General features: G+C 71.1%; 15 protein-coding genes. 8 read left to right on the top strand and 7 right to left on the bottom strand.

Going from position 1 to position 22,827, the window contains the following annotated elements:
• The first annotated feature begins 15 nt into the window (after positions 1-15).
• From QFW77_RS18305 to QFW77_RS18325, 5 genes are all read left to right on the top strand, one after another.
• Complete coding sequence (locus tag QFW77_RS18305) at positions 16-1,647, top strand: phytoene desaturase family protein (RefSeq protein ID WP_280576300.1); 1,632 nt, start codon at positions 16-18, stop codon at positions 1,645-1,647.
• Between the two features lie 501 nt (positions 1,648-2,148).
• The gene (gene glnE / locus QFW77_RS18310; RefSeq protein ID WP_280576302.1) at positions 2,149-4,962 is read left to right on the top strand and encodes a bifunctional [glutamate--ammonia ligase]-adenylyl-L-tyrosine phosphorylase/[glutamate--ammonia-ligase] adenylyltransferase; all 2,814 of its coding nucleotides are present in this window, start codon (positions 2,149-2,151) and stop codon (positions 4,960-4,962) included.
• Between the two features lie 254 nt (positions 4,963-5,216).
• On the top strand, positions 5,217-12,374 hold the full coding sequence (locus QFW77_RS18315; RefSeq protein ID WP_280576304.1) for an FG-GAP-like repeat-containing protein: 7,158 nt from the start codon (positions 5,217-5,219) through the stop codon (positions 12,372-12,374).
• Positions 12,340-12,819 (top strand): hypothetical protein, encoded by a 480-nt coding sequence (locus tag QFW77_RS18320; protein WP_280576305.1) that lies wholly within the window; start codon positions 12,340-12,342, stop codon positions 12,817-12,819. Before QFW77_RS18315 ends, QFW77_RS18320 begins: the two co-directional genes overlap by 35 nt.
• A gap of 546 nt (positions 12,820-13,365) precedes the next feature.
• Positions 13,366-13,524, top strand: a complete 159-nt coding sequence (locus tag QFW77_RS18325; protein ID WP_280576306.1) for a hypothetical protein — start codon at positions 13,366-13,368, stop codon at positions 13,522-13,524.
• 165 nt (positions 13,525-13,689) lie between these two features.
• Here QFW77_RS18325 and QFW77_RS18330 read toward each other — a convergent pair whose 3' ends face one another.
• The gene (locus QFW77_RS18330) at positions 13,690-14,706 is read right to left on the bottom strand and encodes a mitochondrial fission ELM1 family protein (protein WP_280576307.1); all 1,017 of its coding nucleotides are present in this window, start codon (positions 14,704-14,706) and stop codon (positions 13,690-13,692) included.
• A gap of 101 nt (positions 14,707-14,807) precedes the next feature.
• Between QFW77_RS18330 and QFW77_RS18335 the strand changes: the two genes are divergently transcribed.
• The 3 genes from QFW77_RS18335 (at position 14,808) to QFW77_RS18345 (ending at position 16,865) form a co-directional block, all read left to right on the top strand.
• Positions 14,808-15,395: a malonic semialdehyde reductase gene (locus tag QFW77_RS18335; RefSeq protein WP_280576308.1), complete on the top strand. Its 588-nt coding sequence runs from the start codon at positions 14,808-14,810 to the stop codon at positions 15,393-15,395.
• A 121-nt stretch (positions 15,396-15,516) separates the two neighbouring features.
• Positions 15,517-16,140, top strand: a complete 624-nt coding sequence (locus tag QFW77_RS18340) for a YceI family protein (RefSeq protein WP_280576309.1) — start codon at positions 15,517-15,519, stop codon at positions 16,138-16,140.
• Positions 16,141-16,148: 8 nt separating this feature from the next.
• Positions 16,149-16,865, top strand: a complete 717-nt coding sequence (locus tag QFW77_RS18345; RefSeq protein WP_280576310.1) for a pirin family protein — start codon at positions 16,149-16,151, stop codon at positions 16,863-16,865.
• Positions 16,866-17,086: 221 nt separating this feature from the next.
• Here the strand turns inward: QFW77_RS18345 and QFW77_RS18350 are convergent, their stop codons facing one another.
• From QFW77_RS18350 to QFW77_RS18375, 6 genes are all read right to left on the bottom strand, one after another.
• Positions 17,087-18,190, bottom strand: a complete 1,104-nt coding sequence (locus tag QFW77_RS18350) for an alpha/beta fold hydrolase (RefSeq protein WP_280576311.1) — start codon at positions 18,188-18,190, stop codon at positions 17,087-17,089.
• 7 nt (positions 18,191-18,197) lie between these two features.
• Positions 18,198-19,577: a leucyl aminopeptidase family protein gene (locus tag QFW77_RS18355; protein ID WP_280576312.1), complete on the bottom strand. Its 1,380-nt coding sequence runs from the start codon at positions 19,575-19,577 to the stop codon at positions 18,198-18,200.
• A complete protein-coding gene (locus tag QFW77_RS18360; protein WP_280576313.1) occupies positions 19,574-20,299 on the bottom strand; it encodes an HAD family hydrolase in 726 nt (241 codons plus the stop codon). The genes QFW77_RS18355 and QFW77_RS18360 overlap by 4 nt, the downstream gene beginning before the upstream one ends.
• A gap of 255 nt (positions 20,300-20,554) precedes the next feature.
• A complete protein-coding gene (locus QFW77_RS18365) occupies positions 20,555-21,646 on the bottom strand; it encodes an AI-2E family transporter (RefSeq protein ID WP_280576314.1) in 1,092 nt (363 codons plus the stop codon).
• 22 nt (positions 21,647-21,668) lie between these two features.
• Positions 21,669-22,262: a hypothetical protein gene (locus QFW77_RS18370; RefSeq protein WP_280576315.1), complete on the bottom strand. Its 594-nt coding sequence runs from the start codon at positions 22,260-22,262 to the stop codon at positions 21,669-21,671.
• Positions 22,259-22,813 carry a phage holin family protein gene (locus QFW77_RS18375; RefSeq protein ID WP_280576316.1) on the bottom strand — a complete coding sequence of 185 codons (555 nt, stop codon included), beginning with the start codon at positions 22,811-22,813 and terminating at the stop codon, positions 22,259-22,261. The genes QFW77_RS18370 and QFW77_RS18375 overlap by 4 nt, the downstream gene beginning before the upstream one ends.
• Positions 22,814-22,827: the final 14 nt, after the last annotated feature.

The raw sequence follows: 22,827 nt of genomic DNA on the forward strand, positions 1-22,827 counted from the left end.
TCGAGAAGGAGCGGCATGAGCCAGCAAACCCCCGACGTCCTGATCATCGGCGGCGGCCACAACGGCCTGGTCTGCGCCGCCTACCTGGCCGCGGCCGGGCTGCGCGTCACCGTGCTCGAGCGCCGCGGCGTGGTCGGCGGCGCGGCGGTCACCGAGGAGTTCCACCCCGGCTTCCGCAACTCCACCGCCAGCTACACCGTCAGCCTGCTCAATCCCAGGGTGATCGGCGACCTGCGCCTGGCCGAGCACGGCCTGCGCGTGGTCGAGCGGCCCTATGCCAACTTCCTGCCGCTGCCCGGCGGGCGCGCGTTCCGTCTCGGCGGCGAACACACCCAGGCGGAGGTGGCGCGCTGGTCGCCACGCGACGCCGAGCGGCTACCCGCCTACCACGCCATGCTCGAGCGCGTGGTGGCGGTGCTGCGCGAGCTGATGCTGCGCGCGCCGCCGAACGTCTCGGACCGGTTCGTCCTGGCCGACTGGCTGGCCGGATACGCGACCGCGAAACAGCTGCGGCGGCTGGACATGCGCGGCCGCCGCGACCTGCTGGATCTGTTCGCCAAGTCCGCCGGGGACCTGCTCGACGGCTGGTTCGAGTCGGAACCGCTGAAGGCGGCGCTGGGCTGGGACTCCATCGTCGGCAACTTCGCCAGTCCCTACAGCCCGGGCTCGGCCTACGTGCTGCTGCACCACGTGTTCGGCGAGGTCAACGGCAAGTCGGGGGTGTGGGGCCACGCGATCGGCGGCATGGGCGCGATCAGCGCGGCGATCGCCGCCGAATGCGAGGCGCGCGGGGTGCGCATCGAGACCGGCGCGGCGGTGGCGCAGGTCCTCGTCGAACCCGGCGAGGGCGCACGCGGCCGCGCGGTCGGCGTGGCGCTGGAGGACGGCCGCGAGCTGCGCGCCGCCACCATCGTCTCCAACCTCAACCCCAAGCTGCTCTATCAGCGCCTGGTGCCGCAGGGGCGACTCGACGAGGACACCGCGCAGCGCATCGCCGGCTACCGCTGCGCCTCCGGCACGTTCCGGATGAACGTGGCGCTGGCCGAGCTGCCGGACTTCACCGCCGCGCCCGGCACCGCACTGCAGCCGCATCACCAGAGCGGCATCCTGATCGGGCCGTCGCTGGGCTATTTCGAGCGGGCGTACTTCGATGCCAAGTCCAAGGCGCACAACCCGGGCTGGTCGCGCGCGCCGGTGGTGGAACTGGTGATCTCCTCGACCCTGGACGACAGCCTGGCGCCGCCGGGCCAGCACGTCGCCAGCCTGTTCTGCCAGCACGTGCACCCGCAGGTCGATGGCGGCTGGGACGCGCACCGCGCCGCGGTCGCGGAACTGATGATCGACACCGTCGACGCGGTGGCGCCCAACTTCCGGCGCAGCGTGCTCGGCTACCGCGCGCTGTCGCCGCTGGACCTGGAGCGCGAGTTCGGGCTGGTCGGCGGCGACATCTTCCACGGCGCGCTGGGGCTGGACCAGCTGTTCTCGGCGCGGCCGCTGCTGGGGCAGGGCGACTATCGCGGTGCGCTCGACGCGCTGTACCTGTGCGGTTCGGGCACCCACCCGGGCGGCGGCGTCACCGGCCTGCCCGGGCGCAACGCCGCGCAGGAGATTCTCCGCGACCTCCGCCGCGGGCCGCGACCCCGGTAGGCGCGGCCAAGGCCGCAACGGCCGGGGCGAGAGTGGCGGTCGCGACGGTGCGAGTCTCCGGCCGTGCGAGCGGTGATTGGGGGCCTTGCCACCGCGCCGGCCTTCGCGTGCATGGCAACGCTCCTGCGAGGGCGCCGGTTGCTGCGGATCTGTGCTGCCGAATTTCGCGCGCCCGGCGCGCTGCGGCCGCTGCTGCAAGGCGTCGCTGGAAGCCGCTCGCGGGCCGGACGCACCACTCTCCGATTGCATCGCTTTTGTCGTGATGCCGCGGCGCTACGTGCTGTAAACGTTTGCAGTCGCGCACGGCCCGCATCGCGCTTTCGTGTACCGCCAAGTATCGTTTTGCACTGCAGCGTGCAACCCGGCTAACACTTCGTTCACGATTGCCCCGCACCCGACGTGGGGGAGGGAGCAAAGCCCGCTACCGGTTTACCGGTCGCGGGCTTTTTTTTGCCGGCGCTCTCCGGCCGGCCCGGCAACGCCGGATGCCACAATCGGCGCATGGCCGCAGACGTCGTTCTTCCCTCCGAGCTGGACTCGATCCCGGCGCGCGCCCTCGCCCGGCTGCGCGAGGCCTTGGGGGACCGGGCCGCCCGGCTCGACGATGCCGGCGCCGCCGGGCGCCTGCGCCGCGTCGCCCTGGCCAGCGACTTCGCCATCGACACCCTGGCGCGGCAGCCGGCGCTGCTGCTGCGCCTGCTGGACGACGACGGCCAGGCGCCCCTGCCGCGACCGGAACTGGGCGCCGGCGACCGCGCCGGCTGGAGCGCCACGCTGCGCCGCTACCGCGCCGCCGCGTCGACCCGTCTGGTGTGGCGCGACGTGCTCGGCCTCGACGACGTCGACGACACCCTGCTCGGCACCACCCGCCTGGCCGACGCCTGCCTGCAGCTGGCCCTCGCCGCACTGGAGGAGGAATTCGCGGCGCGGCACGGCCTGGTACGCGATGCCGCAGGGGCGCCGGTGCAGCTCGTCGTGTTCGGCCTGGGCAAGCTCGGCGGCGAGGAACTCAACTTCAGCTCCGATGTCGACCTGGTCTACGGCTACGCCGAGGAAGGCGAGAGCGACGGCCCCCGGCCGCTCGCCGCCGAGCAGTATTTCGCGCGCCTCGGCCAGGCCCTGGCGAAACTGCTGGACGAGATCACCGCCGACGGCTTCTGCCACCGGGTCGACCTGCGGCTGCGGCCGTTCGGCGGCGCCGGCCGGGTGGCGCTCAGCTTCGCGGCGATGGAGCAGTACTTCCAGCGCGAGGGCCGCGACTGGGAGCGCTACGCCTGGCAGAAGGCGCGCCCGGTGGCCGGGGACCTCGAGGCCGGCGCGCGCTTCCTCGCCGCGCTGCGCCCGTTCGTCTACCGCCGCTATCTCGACTACGGCGCGCTCGACGGCCTGCGCGGGATGAAGGCCGCGATCGCCGCGGAGGTCGCGCGCAAGGAGCTGGAGCACGACATCAAGCGCGGCGCCGGCGGCATCCGCGAGATCGAATTCCTCGCCCAGGTGCTGCAGCTGATCCGCGGCGGCCACGAGCCCGCCCTGCGCGAGCGCCGCCTGCAGCCGGCGCTGCGCGCGCTGCGCGACGCGCGCCAGATCCCCGCCGACAGCGCCGGGGCGCTGGCGGCGGCGTACCGCTTCCTGCGCAGGCTGGAGAACCGCCTGCAGATGCTGCGCGACGCGCAGACCCACGTGCTGCCGAGCGATCCGCTGGAGCGCGCACGCATTGCCCATGGCCTCGGGTTCGACGGCTGGGACGCCCTGCAGCGGGAGCTGCGCGCCCACCGCGCGCGGGTCGCCGACGAGTTCGCCGCGCTGCTGGCGCAGCGCGGGCAGCAGCCTGCGGTCGACAGCGACATCGCCGCGTACTGGTGCGCGCTGCCGGACGGCGGCGATGCCGCGGTGCTCGACGCGGCGGGCTTCGCGGAGCCCGCGCAGGTGGACGCCACGCTGCGCGATTTCGTGCGCTCGCCGAGCGTGCGCGAACTCTCCGATGGCGCCCGCGAACGCCTGGACCGGGTGATGCCGGTGCTGCTGCAGGCCAGCGCCCCGGCCGAGCGCCCGCTGCAGGCGGTGCGCCGGCTGCTGGCGCTGGTGCACAACATCCTGCGCCGGGTCAGCTACCTGGCGCTGCTGGACGAACAGCCGCAGGCGCTGGCGCGGCTGATCGACCTGGTCACCCGCAGCGCCTTCCTGGCCGAACGCGTCGCCGCGCACCCGCTATTGCTCGACGAACTGCTCGACGCGCGCGCCGAGGGGCCGCTGCCGCGCCGCGACCAGCTCGACGCCGCCTGCCGCGCCGCGCTCAAGCGCGGCGACCTCGAAGCGGTGCTGTTCGCGCTCAACGAAACCCGCCAGGCGCTCAGCTTCCGCATCGCCCTGGCCACGCTCGACGGCCGCCAGCCGGCGCAGGACAGCACCCGCCAGCTGGCGTGGCTGGCCGATGCGGTGGTCGCGGTGGTGCTGGAACTGGCGCAGCGCGAGCTGCGCAACGCCCACGGCGGCATCGAGGGCGCGCGTTTCGCGGTGCTCGGCTACGGCAGCCTCGGCGGAGAGGAGCTGGGCATCGGCTCCGACCTCGACCTGGTGTTCCTCTACGACGCCGCCGGCGAAGCCCAGTCCGACGGCGCCCGCCCGCTCGATGCCGCGCGCTGGTTCGCGCGCCTGGCGCAGAAGATCGTCGCGCTGCTGGGCACCGTCACCGGCCCCGGCCGGCTGTACGAGGTCGACATCCGCCTGCGCCCGGACGGCGCCAGCGGCCTGCTGGTCTCGTCGCTGGCCAGCTACGGCGAGTACCAGCGCGAGCGCGCCTGGACCTGGGAGCACCAGGCGCTGGTGCGGGCGCGCTGCGTCGCCGGCGACGACTCGCTGTGCCGCGAGTTCGGCGAGGTGCGCCGCGCCGCGCTGGCGCGGCCGCGCGATCCGGCCGAACTGCGCACGGAGGTGGCGAAGATGCGTGCGCGGATGCGCGCCGAACTGGACCGCAGCGGCCCCGGGGGGTTCGACCTGAAGCAGGGCGAGGGCGGGCTGGTCGACCTCGAGTTCCTGCTGCAGTACCTGGTGCTGCGCGAAGCGCACGCGCACCCCGCGCTGCTGGCGCCGCGCGCCACGCCGGCGCTGCTGCAGGCGCTCTCCGAGGCGGGGCTGCTGGACACCGCCACCGCCGATGCGCTGATCCAGGCGCACGCCACCCTGCTGGCGCTGGGCCTGGAACGCAGCCTGGACCGCCGCCGCCGGCTGGTGCCGGAGTCGGCGGCCCTGGCCGCGGCGCGCGCCGCGATCCGCAACGCGTGGAAGGACCTGGGGCTGCCCGTGTCGCAAGGGTAGGGGGCTCGATGGGGCCGATGGGCATACCACAGCTATAGAGCCTTCCCACCGGTGCCGGATCGACGAGCCTGGCAGGGGCGAAGAATCTTGTTGACGATCCCCGGATCCCGGGAGTAAACACGCACGACGACACTGCGGTTCCGACCCGTTTCCCGGGACGGGCCTGACACGGCGATCGACGCCAGGGACAGCAGTGGCATGGAGGCAGGCGCGCCCGGAGTGCGCGCCCTGCGGTTTCGGGGGGAGCCGCCACAATGACGATGATGATAGGGCCGTCGCGCCGCGCGAAGGCGCCGGCGTTCGTGCTTGTCGCATTCGTGTTCCTGGTCATGTGGCAGATCGCCTTGCGGCTGTCGCAGGCGCTCGCGGACCCCGGAGGCGGTGGCGCCTCCACCGCCATCGTGGCGGATTCCGATTCCGACGAAGTCGCAGCGACGGCGGCGGAGTTCCGGGTCGACGAATCCGGAGCGGCGACCTACTCCGTGCCGATCTACGCCGTCCCCGGTACCGCTGGGGTGGTGCCGCAGCTTTCCCTCAATTACTCCAGCCAGGGCGGATACGGCCCGCTGGGCAAGGGCTGGTCGATCGGCGGTCTGTCGGCGATCAGCCGGTGCCGCGCCACCCGCGAAGCGGGGGATTTCGTCAGCGGCGGCGTACCGGTCGACGGCAATCCAGTGCCGATCAACTACACCGCGACCGACCGGTTCTGCCTCGATGGCCAGCGCCTGGTGCCGGGCACGGGAGGGGCCGCGTGCCCGGCGGTCTCCGGGATGTCGGTGCAGACGCTGCGTACCGAGATCGAATCCTTCCAGCGCGTGTGCGCCTACACCCCGAGTGGTGGCAGCAATGGCCCGGCCTTCTTCACCGTGGCAAGGAAGGACGGGTCGACCTCGTGGTACGGCGACCGCAGTTCCGACGCCACGGCCAATCGCCCGGACGGATACGTACAGACCAATGCACCCGGGCATACCGCCAAGGCATTGGTGTGGGCGCAGACCCGGTTCCAGGACTCCACCGGCAACTACATCGACTACACCTACCTGGAGAACCCGGGGACTGCGGCCGGATCTTCCGAGCATCTGCTGCAGGAAGTCCGCTATACCGGCAAGACGGTGCTGACCGGCCAGTCGGGCAGCGCGCTCGCCCCCTATGCCAAGATCGTCTTCAACTACACCGCGCTGCCTTCGTCCAAGTGGGGTTTCGGATATCAGGCGGGGGGCAGTACCCATACCCAACGCTATCGCCTGACCAGCATCACATCCTGCGCCTCGGCGGCAAGCGGCTGCGCCGTCGCAAACCAGGCGCGGTACTACGTGCTGACTTATGCGACAAGCGCTTCGGGCTCGCAGATGGACCAGCTGGTCGGCCTGCAGGAGTGCCGTGACAGCAGCGCCGCGGTGTGCATGGCCCCGACCACGTTCGAGTGGAGCCTGGGGAAGCACGAATTCGCCTCGGTCGAGAAGCCGGCGAACCTGGCTACGGATACGAGCAGCCTGCTCGGGTTCAAGCAGGGTGACATCGATGGCGACGGGCGTCCCGACTTCGTCTACCTGCGCGGATCGAGTTCGGGGTGTTCGACCAACTGGATCGTGACCGGCCTGTCGCGCCTCGATGCCTCTGGACGGCCCACGTTCGAAGGGTGGAGCAGCGTTTGCTTGCCGGCGGACATCAGCCAGCGCGACGAGGGCGCCTGGCATCTCGTCGATTACGATGGCGACGGCCGCGACGACCTGCTGGTGGCGGGCCCAAGCGGGCAGAACTGGCGCCTGTACCGGTCCACCGGGACGGCGTTCAGCACCAGTCAGAACCTCATCGCCGACGTACCGCTCTCGCCCAGCACTCTACATTTGGCCGATCTGAACGGCGATGGATTGATAGACATCGTGTACGTCTCCGCCGGCGCGCCGCGAGCGCGGCTGATGACCCGGCAGGGAAGCGGTTTCGCCTGGGGGGCCGAGCGGCTGATTCAGATCGATGCCGCATCGCTTGGGCCCATGCTCTGCGATGGCGATCCCTATACACAGAACTGCGAACGGTTCGTCGCCGTAGGGCCGACCCCCAAGACGGGCTTCGCACAGCTGGCCGATTTCAACGGCGACGCATCGTCCGACCTGCTGTTCGCCGTCACCACCACCTACGACGAGTGGACCTTCGAGCCGGAGTGCGAGTCGGGAAAAGGGTCCTTCAACACCAAGGCCGACCCCTGCTGGAGGCACCGCCAGGCGAGGCGCCTGCATGCCATGACGGTGGAGGTCCCGGCCACCGGAACTATCATCGCCCGCAACTACGGCACCGTCGCCGGGGACGCGCACGCGGTCGTGCTCGCCGACTTCAATGGGGACGGCCTGACCGACGTCGCGTCGCGACTCAATGCCAGCAGTGAGTGGGATCATCGGGTCAACACCGGGCGCGGCCTGATGTCCGGCGGCTCTCTTCCCGTGAGCGACTATCGAGACCAGGTCAGGTTCGCGGATGTCAACGGCGATGGTCGCACGGACATGCTGCACGTCGGCGCGTACGGCAGCAACAAGGTCTACTACGTGCGCCATGCGCAACCCAATGGTGGATTCGCTTCGTCGGTCCTGCTTCCCGGGGGCAATGCCCGGATCTGCGAAGGCAGCGGGTGCGATCCAGGCGCGATGACGCCGCTATTCGCCGACCTCGACGGCGACGGCCACGTCGACTTCATGTCGCTGCGCCTGCAGAACAACCCCACCGTCTACGTCTCGAGGAGCAACAGCCGCCACGCGCCGCGCGACGCGATCACCCGGATCACCAACGGACTGGGCGCGCAGACCAACATCCTTCTGGCGCCGTTGACCAACAAGGACCTGCATCGCCGCGATAGCGGTTCGCGAGCGAACAACTGGGGACGCGGGTCGCCGGTGATGGATCTGCTGGCGCCGATCTATGCCGTGGCCCGGGTGTCCAGCAGCTCGCCGCAGGCCGGTGCGCCGAACGCGATGGCGACGGTGCACTACCGTTATACCGGTGCCAAGGTTCAGGCAGGCGGGCGGGGGTTTCTCGGGTTCCGGCAGATCGTCACCTACGATCCCAACCAGGTGGGTGGCTATGTGGTCGTCGGTACCAACTACGCGCAGAACTTTCCCTTTATCGGCATGCCGACGTCCACCAACAAGCGCGTCGTTGCCGGGCAGACCTATGCCGTGCCGGCATGCCTAGGCGGGGGCGCGATCACCGACGCGTGTTTCGCCACCCCGGGACAGGGCTTCCCCAGCGTGGGCGGATCGGTGTTCTCAACGAGCACCCACGAGTGGGAGGCGGATGGCGACATCGGTGCCGGGGTGGCTCTGTTCGCGCCGGGCGTGCAGCGGCCCCTCCACGTGCGCACGCTCGGCACCGAGGAGACGCTGCGCGACCCATTCACCGGCGCCACCACCAGCAAGGTCGTGACCACGTTCGACTACGGCGCCTACGGGAACGTCATCACCACCTCGGTGGATACCCACACCGGCACGGCGTCGTCGCCGATGTCCACCGTCATCACCCAGAACGCCTACTCCGACAACGCCGCTCTCTGGCGCCTGGGGCGGATGACCAGCAGCACCGTCACCCATCGCCGCCCGAGCCGTGCCGATGTGGTGCGCACCGCGGACTTCGCCTACGACACGGGCACTGGGCCGGTGACCGGTCTGTTGCGGGTCGAGCGCTCGCAGCGCGACGCAGGCGCCGACCAGGATATCCGCAAGGAATACACCCGCGACGCCTTCGGCAACGTGATCCAGACGGTGACCTGCGCGGCGCCGGTCTCGCCTTGCACCACGGGCGGTTTCACCTTCCGCCCGGCGAACCTGCAGACGGTGCACCGCTACTCGCGCACCACCTTCGACAGCCGCGGGCGCTACGCGCTGGCCACCTACGAGCCGTTCCAGTCCGCCGCCGGCAGCATCGAGATCAAGACCCAGACCGTGGTCGCGCGGAACATCTTCGGCGACGTCACCCAGGCCTATGATGTCAACGGCGTCGATACCCTTGCCGTGACCGGAAGCTTCGGCCGTCCGTTCTACACCTGGGTGGAGACGGTGCCTGGAAGCACCCCAGGCGACCCGGCCGGCGGCGTGGAGAGCCGCACCCACTACCGCTGGTGTGGGGGCACCATCACCTGTCCGGCCGGCGCCAAGTTCCGCCAGCAGGTCGCTGCCGAGGCGGCGCCGGTGCAGTGGACCTACTTCGACGCGCTGGGTCGCCCCATCCTGCAGGCAACCCAAAGCTTCAACGTAGGAGTGAGCGACAAGGACGCGTCCGCGGTCTGCACAGACTACGACGCGGCCGGCCGGCCGCGGCGCGTGTCCAATCCGTTCTTCCTAGCGGGCACCGCGAGCACGGCAGGCGGCGTGGGCCCGTCGGTTGCCGCGAACGTGTGCACCGCCGGGCGCGCCTGGAACACCACCACCTACGACGCGCTCGGGCGTCCCACTCTGGTGACCGGTGCGGACACCAGCACCGTCCAGACCGCCTATGCGGGCCTGGCGACCACCGTGACCGACCAGCGCGGCAAGGCCACCACCCAGACCCGCAACGGCCTGGGCGAGCTGACCAAGGTGACCGACGCGATCGGCACCGAGACGGTCTACAGCTACTACGCGGACGGCAGTCTCTACTACGTCCATCGGGATTCCGGACGGGGCCAGATCCGCAACACGTTCTACTACGACGCCGCTGGCCGGAAGATCCGGCAGGTCGATCCAGACTCCGGCACGACGCACTTCGAATACAACGCCCTGGGTGAGCTGATCGCCCAGCAGGACAGCGTCGGCAACCGCATCGAGAACGAGGTCGACGGCCGTGGCCGGGTCTGGCGGCGCATCGTCAAGACCGCGGACGGGACCATCGAGTCGCGGTCGACCTTCAACTTCGACACGGCCGCCAACGGCCGTGGTCAGCCGGCCAACGAGACGATCTGGGGCACGTACCTCGCCTGGCAGGGGCAGACGGGCACCGCGCTGAGCTACAGCCGCAGCTATGCCTATGACAGCCTGGGGCGGCCGGTGGGCGCCACGACGGTGATCGACGGCACCAACTACCCAGCCACCACCGTGTACAACCCGCTGGGGCAGGTCTGGAAAAGCCAGGACGCTAGCGGCCGTTGGACCATGACGCAGTACAACGCGCGTGGCCACGCCGCCGCCGTGTGTCCCAGCTCGGAGACGTCCGGCAATACCGGGTGCCCGGGCAGTACCGTGTCCACCAATCCGGCTTCGCGTACCGTGCTGCACCTGCTGGAAACCGATGCCTGGGGCAATCCGGTACGCGAACGCCGCGGCCAGGATGACGCTCTGGCGGTGAACCGGGAGTACTGGGCCAACACCGGCCGGCTCGCGCGCATCTGCGCCGGCAACGCCACCACCTGCAACCTGGTGGACGAGGCCTACGGCTGGGACATGGCCGGCAACCTCAGCACCCAGCGCAAGGAAAGCCGCTACCTCGAGACCTTCGCCTACGACAGCCTCAACCGCTTCAGCAGCGCCAAGCTGACGATGCGCAACGGCGTCACCGTCAACCAGACCATGCTGGCGCAGAGCTACGATCGGCTGGGCAACCCATGTCGGCGCGACGAGGACGGCGGCAACCACAACTATGTCTACGACGGACGTGCAGGCTGCGGCCTGGGCGACGGCAACAGCGGCTACGGCAGCGGCAACACTACCGGCGCCAACCCGCACCGGGTCGCCCAATACCGCGACATGCATTACTACTACGACGCGCGCGGCAACCAGACCAGCCGCGACGCGCCAGGCACGGCCAACGACCGCACCGTGCACTACAGCCTCGACGACAAGGCCCACGAGGTCCGGCTGGGCAACGGCACCCGCGCCCGGTTCTGGTACGGCCCGGACGGCCAGCGCTACAAGCGCGAGGACCAGAACGGCCGGCGCACGCTCTACATCGGCAACGTCGAGATCGTCACCGAGGGCGCCGCCACCACCATCAAGCGCAACATCGCCGGCGTCATGCTGCAGACCATCGTCGGCAGCACCGCGACCAACCGCTACCTGTTCCACGACCACCTCGGCAGCGTGGTGCGCATCACCGATGCCAGCGGCGCGGTACAGAACAGCCAGGACTATCGCGCCTACGGATCCAGGCGCAGCTATACCGACCCCACCGCCGCCGGCACCGCCGCCGCGATCACCCCGCGCGGCTATACCGGCCACGAGCACCTCGACGGCCTGGACGTGATCCACATGAACGGCCGGATCTACGACCCGACCCTGCACCGCTTCCTGCAGCCGGACCCGGTGATCCAGGCGCCGGGGAACATGCAGGGGTGGAACGCGTATACGTATGTGTTCAACAACCCGTTGGTCTATACCGATCCGACGGGGATGATTAGCTGGCGGAAGGTGCTGGGGATTGTCATCGCCGTGGTCGGAACTTACGTGACTGGCGGGTTGGATGGTGGCACGTTTGCCAAGCTGGGTATGGCAATGGCCTTCGGCGCCGCTTCTGGGTATGTCGCCACTGGAACGTGGCAAGGCGCCCTTTGGGGGGCATTTTCTGCTGCCGCATTCTATGGAGTAGGTGAAGCATTTGCCGGAGTTACTGGCGAGGCGGGCACGGGTGTCTTTGGCTCTGGGCTAAGCTCAGGAGCTTACGGTGCCAAGGTGATCGCCCATGGTGCAACTGGTGGAGTTATGTCTACGCTGCAAGGTGGCAAGTTCGGGCACGGGTTTGCCAGTGCGGGTGTGACACAAGTGTTTGCGCCGGGCATTGATCAGATTGGAGGCCGTGCGCCGAGCTATGCCGGGGCCCGAATCGCGGCTGCTGCCGCGCTGGGCGGGACGGCGGCGAAGCTGTCGGGTGGGAAGTTTGCGAACGGGGCGATTACGGCTGCTTTCAGCCGGGCGTTCAACGAAGAAAACCACCAGGCTCGCGCGGAAAGGCTGCGCCGAGTCAATGCAATCCGTGCGCGAGTTGACGAGTTCAGAGAAGCGCATCCAGGAAGGGTGATTCCGCTTGGGGCCTCTGATTTAGGGGTGCTCGCTGAGCACAATATGTATGAGGTAGCTTACTACCAGAGCGTTGAAGGCGAATATAGCAAAATGTCTCGTTATCAGTTTATGGACCTAATGCGAGGGTCAAGAGGGGATACGTCCACATTTAGTAACTGGATGGGAGAGGTGTTCGACATAAGTGGCATGCCAGGTGGGTACTCAGGCTTGCACAACGGAAATGATATTAACTACATGATGCAGGGAATGTCGTGGGCGGCCCGGGGCGAATCCGCAGGAGCTATGCGCCAAGCAATCAGGACTTGGAACACGGCGCAGTTCGCCGCAGGTGTCGCAGGGGGGGATTTCTCCACAAGAAATATTGCACAAATCCAGCATGCGAATCGATGGGCCAATTTTGGGCATGCGTACTATCTTCGTGGAGGCGGCGATGAATAGGCTTGTTGGCGTTCTCGGAGCGCTTATTCTAGGCGTCATTCTCATCTTTCTGGTCGTAGGGATAGTAGGCAAGAAGAGGGTGAATGACTGCGTCGAAGTGCACGAAAAATTGGAGCGAGTTGGAACGGAGAAACTAGTAACATGGTTTGATGAGAATTATGAAAATTGGGATCTCGGGACTGGTCACGCCATAAAGTACCCGTTCGGACGAGGTGGAGCTTCGGTAGATCTGGGAGTAGACCCGGAAACGCTAGGCCTGCTCGACGATGCGGAAGCGCAGGTAGTGAGGGATTCGAAGGGGCGCTTGGTGATGATTCAGATTCTTGACTCGGAAAACCGCAGCATAGTCGTGGTTAAGCAAAGTGGCAGATGGTTTGCGTGGGGCCCTGAACAGGTCATGCCGCTTGGGGAAAGAGTGGCCGTTATATGCCATCCGAGGGACTAGAGGTAGATGCTGCTGTTCTGGATGCTGCAGCGGCACGCGGCCTTCGCCTACGACAACCTCAACCCGTTCACCAGCGCCAAGCTGGCGATGCGCAATGGCGTCACCGTCAATCAGACCATGCTGGCGCAGAGCTACGACCGGCTTGACACCACTACGACGCGCGCGGCAACCAGACCAGCCGCGACGCTCAGGCACCGCCAACGACCGCACCGTGCACTACGACCTGGACGACAAGGCTCACGAGGTCCGGTTGGGCAACGGCAGCCGAACCCGGTTCTGGTACGGCCCGGACGGCCAGCGCTACAAGCGCGAGAACCCGGCAGATCACAAGCCGTATCCGACCAGCGTATCCGACGAGCAATGGGCATTCGCTGCGCCTCAACCGACCCTAGTGACCGAACATGCGCCGCACCACAAATACGACCTGCGTGCGGTGTTTTGGACCTGTCCCACCAGAACGGGCGCCAAGAAGCATCGGGTCACGCTGTTTGCGTCCGTCTCCTTGCATAGTCGTTGGCGACGAGTAGCCGAGCGAGGAGTACAGGCGTGTGGCCCGGGCGCCGCGCCGGCCCGACCCTGCTCCAAGTCAACCCTTCCGACGACATCGACGATGTGCGCAGACGCGCCGGGGTGATGGTGCGCCGGCGTTGGATACCGGAGGAGGAGATCCAGGCCCGCCTGGAGCAGATCGCCGCAGATTCGTAGGAGCGGCCCATGGCCGCGAAGGCTGCGGGAGGCTTCGATGGGGTGCGCGGTGATTCCCGGCACCGGCCGGCCGCGCCGGCTTTCGCGTGCATGGCACGCTCCTGCGGAGGCGCTGCGGGGAGATGCCGCCGAGCGGGCCGTTGGCGTCGACCCGACGCGCAAGTCCTATGGGGACGGGGCAGTCGATACCGGTAGCCCCAGCCGCGCGCGCACCTCGGCAGCCACGCGCGCCGTCTCGCGCAGGGGTTCGACCTCGTACGGCGCCAGCGTCGCGTCCATCGTGCGCACCCGGCCGCGGGCGAGCAGGACGTCGAGGAAGCGGCGCGGCCGGCCGGCCACGCGCGCGGGGTCGAACACGAACACCGGCACGTGGGTGGCGCAGGCCTCGGAGATCATGTTCACCGAGTCCGGCGAGCAGACGATGCGGTCGGCCCAGGCGAGCAGGCCGGGGTAGGGGTTGGGACCGTCGTCCGGGCCGGTCCAGATCGCGCCCGGCGCCACGCCGCCACTGCCCGCGTAGTGCCGGCGCAGCGATTCACACAGGTCGCGCGGGGTGCGCCGCGAGGTGGTGGCCAGCACGCTACCGCCGTCCTGCGCCAGCGCGGTGCGCAGCATCGAGGCCAGCGCCTCGAACGCGAGCCGGTCGAAGCGCGCGTGCCGGCTGCTGCCGCCCAGCAGCAGCGCGGTGCGCGGGCGCGGCAGTTCGGCCAGCGCCGGGAATGCGGTGCGCGCGGCGGTCAGCCAGGCGTCGTCGACCGGGTGCAGGCTGCCGAGCAGGGTGACCACGTTGGCGCCGCGCAGGGCGTCGTGCTCCGGTACCACCACCAGGTCCCAGTGCGCCGGATCGAGGCGCGGGTCGAGGATCTGCACGGTGCGCGCCCCGGCCGCGCGCAGCAGCCGCGTGGCCAGCGCCCCCTGGCGGCCGCAGCCGATCGCCAGCGCCGGCGGCGCGGCCTGCGCCCGGGCGAAGCCGGCGCCGAACGCGTGCTCGCTTCCCGGCAGCAGCCGCGGCGCCGCCCAGCCCCAGGGCGGCCGCGGCTCCAACAGCCAGTCGCGCGCCGCCAGCCCCAGCGCCGCCGCCAGCGCGCTCGCCTGGCGCGCGTTGCCCGCGTGGCCGTCGGTCAGCGTCCAGCATTGCGCCCGCGGCGCCAATCCCCCGGGCCCCGCCCTGCGTTGTTCCACGGTTGCGACCATCCGTTCCGGAGTCAAGGCTGCGAGTTCACCGGTGGAACTCTACACTGGTCCATCCCGAGCGGCCGCGCCGCGCCAGGACACCCAACACCATGACCGACGTGCTCGACGACACCGCGCTCGACCGCCTGTTCCGCACCGCGCGCACCTACAACCGCTTCAGCGGCGAGGTGAGCGACGACACCCTGCGCCAGCTCTACGAGCTGCTGAAATGGGGCCCGACCAGCGCCAACCAGTCCCCCGCGCGCTTCGTGTTCGTGCGCTCGAAGGAGGCCAAGGCCAGGCTGGAGCCGGCGCTGGCGGAGGGCAACCGCAGGAAGACCATGGAGGCGCCGGTGGTGGTCATCGTCGGCCACGACCTCGACTTCCACCTCAAGCTGCCCTACCTGTTCCCGCACACCGACGCCAAGAGCTGGTTCGAGGGCCCGCAAGAAAACCGCCGCGACCACGCCTTCCGCAACGGCACCCTGCAGGGCGCGTACCTGATCCTGGCCGCGCGCGCGCTCGGCCTGGACACCGGGCCGATGACCGGCTTCGATGCCGCCAAGGTCGACGAGGCGTTCTTCAAGGGCACCTCGATCCGCTCCAACTTCCTGGTCAACCTGGGCAGGGGCGACCCGGCCAGCATCTTCGAGCGTTCGCCGCGGTTGTCCTTCGACGAGGCCTGCCGCATCGAGTGATCCGGCCGCCCGGCCCGTTCCCCGGCCGGGCCGCTTGCAGCACACTCTCCCGAATCCAGCGCGTCCCGGCTGCACCGCAGCCGTCCTTCCACCGGTCGTCAATCCCCTGGAGCCACCCGCCATGCAGCCCCTCCGCTCTTCCGGTTCGTTCAAGACCGCCCTGTTCGCCGCCGCCCTGTCGCTGGCCGCGGCCCCCGCCTTCGCCGCACCGGTCACCTACCGGATCGATCCCAACCACACCGACGTGGTGGCGCAGTGGAGCCACTTCGGCTTCTCCAACCCGATCGCGCACTTCGGCGGGGCCGACGGCGCGATCGTCTACGACGCCGACGACGTCGCCGCGTCCAGCGTCCGGGTCACCCTGCCGATGTCGGGGCTGAACTCGCACGTGGAGGATTTCGACGAGCACCTGCGCAGCGACGACTTCTTCGACGCCGCCAACCATCCCGAGGCCACCTTCCGCAGCACCGCGGTGGAGCCGGCGGGCGAGGGCCGGCTGAAGGTCGCCGGCGACCTCACCATCAAGGGCATCACCCGGCCGGTGGTGCTCGACGCCACCCTCAACGCCGCCAAGCCGCACCCGATGACCAAGCGCGAGGCGATCGGCTTCGACGCCACCACCACCCTCAAGCGCAGCGACTTCGACCTGGGCATGTACGCGCCCAACGTCAGCGACGAGGTGGAGCTGCGCATCACCACCGAGGCGATGGTGCCGGCGCCCGAGGGCGAAGCCGGCGCGGAGTAGGCGCCGCCATGCACACCCTCAGGCGCTCCGCCGACCGCGGCCACGTCGCCGCCGGCTGGCTCGACAGCCGCCACAGCTTCTCCTTCGGCCACTACCACGACCCGGAGTGGATGGGCTGGGGCGCGCTGCGGGTGATCAACGAGGACCGGGTGCAGCCGGGCGGCGGTTTCGCCCCGCACCGGCACGCCAACATGGAGATCCTCAGCTACGTGCTGTCCGGTGCGCTCGCGCACCGCGACAGCGGCGGCGGCGAAGGGGTGCTGCGCCCGGGCGAAGTGCAGTGGATGAGCGCCGGCCACGGCATCGAGCACAGCGAGTACAACGGCTCGGACGCCGAGCCGGTGCACTTCCTGCAGATCTGGATCCAGCCCGACCGCCTCAACGCCGAGCCGGCCTACCAGCAGCGCGCCTTCGACCCGGCCGCGCGCCGCGGCCGCTGGGCGGTGCTGGCCTCGCCCGAGGGCGAGGACGGCAGCATCGCCATCCGCCAACAGGCCTGGCTGCGCGGCGCGCAGCTGGGCGCCGGCGAATCGCTGACCTGGGCGATGGACCCGGCGCGCCGCTACTGGCTGCATCTGGCCAGCGGCCAGGTGAACGTCGCGCGCCAGCGCCTGGCCGCCGGCGATGCGATCGGCTGGGCCGGGGAAGCCGGCGAACTGCACATCGCCGGCGTCGAGGGCGACGACGCCCCCGCCGACCTGCTGCTGTTCGACCTGCCCGCCTGACCCCGCGGGCCCACCGGGGGCCCGGTAGGAGCGGCCATGGCCGCGAAGGCCGCGGCGGGCTCCGGCCGGGCCGGCGGCGGTTGCCGGCATGGCCCACCGCGCCGGCTTTCGCGTGCATGGCACGCGCCTACCGGGTGCGGCCCATCCGCCCGTACGCTCGCGGCCCGGATCGCCCTGGGCGCACTTCGCCTCCGCGGGCGCAGTTGCCTGTCGGATCCGTCCTACGGGGCTGGCACTCCCGGGGGTGCCGGCAGCGTCGCCGGGCGGCACTCGCCCGCCGCGGCCGTCGCCATCCACTCAGCGACCGGCATGGCCAGCCAGTCCGCGCGCATCGGCAGGCTGAAATGGTGCTCGCCCGGCAGTTCCAGCAGATGGGCGCGCGCGGAGGCGTCGGCGAGCGAACGCACGTCCTCCATTGCGAAGAATCCATCCGCGTCACCGTGAACCATCAACATGCATGCGTCGCCGGCGGCGACCGGGCGCCGCACGTCGATCGCCGCGAGGTCCAGTTCGAGGCGGCGCCCCGCTTCCGCGATCGCCGAAGCCGTCCGCGCCGCGTCGTAGCGCCCGAGCCCCGCGGCCAGCCGCACCCGCAGGCTCTCGCCGTGCATCGTTGCCAGGCCCCGCACCATGTCGGCGATCCCCTCGGCCGCGTTGGCGTAGGGTGAGAAGGCCACCACGCCGGCCACCGGCGCCTGCGGGTCCGCGGCCGCGTGCAGCGCGGCCACCGCGCCGTAGGACACGCCCAGCAGGAACACCGGCTCACGGATCGTTCCATTGCCGAGCAGCGTTCGAACCAGGCCGGCGACATCCTCGCCTTCGCGCGGGCCGTAGCCGGCCGGCGCCCGGCCGGACCCGCCATGGTTGCGCAGGTCGACCGCGATGCCCTGCCATCCCGCTTCGGCCAGATGCAGCGCCCAGACGAGCATCGAACTGCTGTCCAGGCCCCACCCGTGCAAGAGCACGACGGTGCCGCGGCGGGGCGGCTGCGGGTGGCCGTGTGCAGGCCGCGAACGCGTCGCGAATTCGAATGCCGCCCCGCGGGCGGTCCGGGTATAGCGATACTCGAGACCGTAGTCGCGCGGCGCGACCTCGAGATACTGCAGCACAGGGCCGCCGGCGGGGCGGTGCCGCCCGGTTTCGATCCCGAGCGACCGCTGGACCTGCGCGGCAAGCGCGGAATCGACCAGCGGCACGCTGCGCGGTTCGACGATGCGGTCGGCCAGGCTGGTGCAGCCGCACAGCGCGAGCGCCAGCAGCGCGGCGCCGGATCGGCGCCACCGGTCCAGCAGCGAGAAGGTACGGTGGCTGCCGGGCGCCGCCACCGGCAACTCAGCCGTAACGTGCCTTGAGCATCGCCCAGGCGGCGCGCAGCGCCTGCGCCTCGCCGCCGGCGGGGCGGCCGGGGCGGTCGTTGTCGTTCCAGGAGTACACGTCCAGGTGCGCCCAGGCGGTGCCCGGCGGCACGAAGCGCTCCAGGTACAGCGCCGCGGTCACCGAGCCGGCCATGCGCGAGCCGGCGTTGGCCAGGTCGGCGATGCGGCTGGTCAGGTAGCGCAGGTACGGGCGCCACAGCGGCATCCGCCACAGCGGGTCGCGCTGCGCCTCGCCGGCCTGCAGCCACGCCGCGGCCACCGCGTCGTCGTTGCTGTACAGCGCCGGCAGGTCCGGGCCCAGGGCGATCCGCGCCGCGCCGGTCAGCGTGGCGAAGTCGAGCACCAGCGCCGGCTCCAGCTCGCCGGCGTAGGCCAGCGCATCGCCCAGCACCACCCGGCCCTCGGCGTCGGTGTTGTCTATCTCCACCGACAGCCCCTTGCGGGTGGCGATCACCTCGCCCGGGCGGAACGCGTCCGGGCCGATCGCGTTCTCCACCGCCGGCACCAGCACCGTCAGCCGCACCGGCAGCCTGCGCGCCATCACCAGCCCGGCCAGCGCCAGCGCGTGCGCCGCGCCGCCCATGTCCTTCTTCATGTTGCGCATGCCCTCGGCGGGCTTGATGTCCAGGCCGCCGGTGTCGAAGCACACGCCCTTGCCGACCAGCGCCAGGTGCGGGGCGCCGGCCTCGCCCCAGCTCAGCTGCAGCAGCCGCGGCGCCCGGTGCGAGGCGCGGCCGACGGCGTGGATGGCGGGGAAGTTGCGCGCCAGCAGCGCGTCGCCGGCGATGCTCTCGAACGCCGCGCCGTGCGCTTCGGCCAGCGCACGGGCGAAATCCTCGAGCTGTTCCGGGCCCATGTGCTCGGTCGGGGTGTTGACCATGTCGCGCACCCGGCAGCACGCGGTCACCAGGTCCACGCTCTCGGCGTCCGGTTCGGCCACCAGCCGCGCCGGCGCGCGCGGCGCCTGCTTGTAGCGGTCGAAGCGGTAGCTGCCCAGGCCCCAGCCGACCAGCAGCGCGCTGCGCGCCTCGCCCGCGGTCGCGTCGTCTTCGGCCAGGCGCCAGTCGCCGGGCGGCAGCGCCATCGGCGCGTGCGCGTAGGAGAACGGATCGAGCCGGTCGCCGATGCCGATCGCGGCGGCGGCCGCGGCGCCGTCGTCGCCGGGCAGCAGCAGCACGCTGCCGGGCGAGGCATCCCAGCCCTGCGAGCGCGCCCAGCGCGCGGTCGCCTCGCCCTGGCGGTCGCACCAGGCCCCCAGGCCCGCCGCATCGACCAGGTGCAGCGCGCGCGGCGCGTCGGCGGCATCGGGGGGGACGAATCCGGTCGGCAAGCTCATGCGGGGGCGGTCCTGTCGGGGGTGGGGGCGGCGTGCGCATCCAGCCAGTCGGCCAGCGCGGCCAGGCTGTCGAACTGCAGGTCGGGGGCGAGCTCGGGGTGTTCCCAGCTGCGGTCTTCGCGGTTGATCCAGCAGCTGCGCAGCCCGGCGCGCGCGGCGCCGGCCACGTCCATCTCGATGTGGTCGCCGACGTGCAGCACCTCGCCGTGCGCGCAGTCCAGGCGCGCGCAGGCGGCGTGGAAGATGCAGGCAGAGGGCTTGGCCTTGCCGTGCTCGCGCGAGGTCAGCCGGAACGCGAAATGCTCCGCGATCCCGATCCGCTCCAGGTCGGCGTTGCCGTTGGTGAGCGCCGCCACCGGCACCCGTGCGGCGATCCGCCGCAGCGCCTCGAGGCTGTCGGGGTAGTACTCCACCTCGTTGCGCGCGGCGTAGAACGCCTCCCAGGCCGGCTCGGCCAGGGCCACGTCGTCGCCGCTGTCGCGCAGCGCCTGTTCCAGCGCCATGCGCCGCAGCGCGGTGAAGTCGTGCAGCAAATGGGTGTTCTCGGCGAACACCCGCTCGCGCAGCGCGCGCATGGCCTCGAGCGGATAGCGCGCGGCGGTGCGCGGCGCGTGCTGCCGCAGCCAGTCGTCCAGCACCCGTTCGATGCGCGCGGCGATCGGCGCGAAGGGCCAGACGGTATCGTCGAGATCGAGGGTGATGGCGCGGACGGGGAAGGTCACCGCGGCATTGTACCGCCCACCCCCCGCCACCCCGCCGCGCAGGCCGCAGACCGCAACCGCGTTCGCCGCCGGTGCGGGGCAAGCGCACCGCCCCCCCGTAGGAGCGTGCCGTGCACGCGAAAGCCGGCGCTGCCGGCCATGCCCGGCAGCGCCGCCGACCCGGCCGGAGCCACCCGCGGCCTTCGCGGCCATGGGCCGCTCCCACGGGAAAGGCAGCGTCGGGGGCCCTCCACCATGGGGAGTTGCGGCGGCCGGCTACTCCAGCAGCCGCGCCCAGCCCTCCAGGCCCTCGATGCGGGTCAGCACCAGCTTGGCGCAGGCCAGCAGCGGCACCGCCAGCAGCAGGCCGAGGATGCCCCACAGGAACCCGAACAGCATCAGCGCCAGGATCAGGATCAACGGCGACAGCGCCATCCGCCGGCCGAGGATGATCGGCGTGAGCAGCTGCCCCTCCAGCGTCTGCAGGGCCACGTAGATGATCACCGGCAGCAGCGACGGCCCCACCTCGTTCCAGGTCACGAAGCCCATCAGCAGCATCAGCACCGCGCCGATCGCCGGGCCCACGTACGGCGCGTAGTTGAGCAGCGCCACGATCGTGCCCCACAGCAGCGCCTCCTGCGGGGCGATGCCCAGCCACACCAGCACCCCGGCCAGGGCCGCGCCCAGCAGCATGTTGATCACCGTGATGGTGAGCACGTAGCGCGAGATCTCCATCTCGATCGACTGCAGGATCCCCACCGTCAGCCGCTTCTGGTGGCGGTGCGGCAGCAGCGCGATCGCGTGCCGCTGCAGGCTCTCGCCGTAGACCATGAAGAAGAACGTCAGCAGCACCACCGCCAGCACCGAGGCCAGCAGCCGCGGCGTCGCCGACAGCCGCTTCCAGGGATCGTTCTCGCGGATGGTCACCATCTGCACGCGGTGGGTGCCGCTGCCGTCGGTGGCCTCGGCGAAGGTGCGCGCGGCCTCGTTGGCGCGCTGCATCGGCGCCGCCATCTCCTTCAGCTTGGGGGTGAGCACCTGCAGCTCGCGCGGCACCTGCTGCATCCATTCGCTGGCCGGCACCACCAGCTGGCGGCCGAGCAGCACCGTGGCGGTCAGCCCGAGCGCCAGCACCAGCAGCGCGCCGACGAAGCGCGGGATCCACACCCGCCGCAGCGCGCGCAGGATCGGGTTGCCCACCAGCGCGAAGAACATCGCCAGCAGCACCGGCACCACCACGCCCTGCGCCGCCCACAGCGTGTAGCCGAACGCCAGCGCCGCCAGCACCACCACCGACACCGGCGCGCGCGGCCGCGGCGGCGGGGGCGGGGCGTCGTCGTGCTTGGCCGCGGCGAGCGGCGCGCTCACGCCCGCGGCCCCGGCCGGGCGCTCACCGCTCGGACACGTCGGTGGCCGCTTCGGCCGGCGCCGGCTGGCTGTCCCAGCTCGGGTCCGGCCGGCGGCGGTCCTGCGGCGCGGGTGCAGCCGCGCCGGCGCCGTGGGGCGGTGCCGCCCGGCCCGGCTGCGCGCCGGCGCCGGCAGGCGCGCCGCCCTCCATGCCTTCGGCGGGCCGCGCCGCGGCATCGGCCGTGCCGGCCGGGGCAGCGTGCTGATTCGCCTGCTGCGCGTCGTCGGCGGCATCGTCGGCGGCGTCGTCGGCGGTTTGCGCCGCGTCCTTGGCGCGCGCCGCGGCCACCGTGGCCTGGATCGAGGTGAGCAGGCCGGCGATGGAACTGACCAGCCGCAGCCAGCGCGGGTCGCCGATCTGCTTGCCGATCCGGCCCAGCTGCTTCACCGCCCGCTCCGGCGCGGACCGGCCGGCGGCGAAGCCGGCCAGCAGCCCGGCCACCACGATCCGCCCCGGGGTCCACGCCTCGCGCCACTGCCGGCGCAGCCCGTGGTAGCCCTCGCGGGTCTGGGTGATGCGGCCGTCGGCCAGCAGTTCGGCGCGCGCCAGCCGGCGCTTGAGCGACTTGATGGTCATGGCACGGCGCCCCCGGTGGGGGCCGGCGGCGCGGCGGCAGCGGGCCCGGCCGCCGGCACCGCATGCGAACGCGGCGCGGGCGGATCGCCGTCCTCGTCGTCGTCCGGGCCCTCGTCGAACAGCCCCAGCCGCGCCAGCTGGCGGCGGCTGGCCTTGAGCGTGGCCATCTCGAAGTACACGAACACCCGCCAGGCGGCCAGCCCGGTCACCGCCAGGCTGATGCCGGCGGCGATCGCGATCGAGGCCAGCCACGACAGCCCCGCCGCCTGCAGCACCGCCACGGTGGCGCCCATCACCAGCAGCCAGGCCGAGGCGCCGAAGATGATCCCCACCGCGGCCCAGAACAGCGCCCGGCCCAGCGCCCCGCGCGCCAGCGCCAGGTCCGCGGCCACCAGCTTGCGCAGCGCGCGGCCGGTCTCGCGGCCGGAGCCGAGCAGCGCGCGCCCGGCCTTGCCGACCCGGCGCACGCTCTCGTCCAGGTGCGGCGGCTTGCCGGCGCCGGCGTCGCCGCCGGCCGGCGCGCCGGGCTGGTCGCGTGGCTGCTCGGTCACTGCCTTCCCCGCGG

Source organism: Luteimonas endophytica (assembly GCF_029887875.1).
Lineage (GTDB): Bacteria > Pseudomonadota > Gammaproteobacteria > Xanthomonadales > Xanthomonadaceae > Luteimonas > Luteimonas endophytica.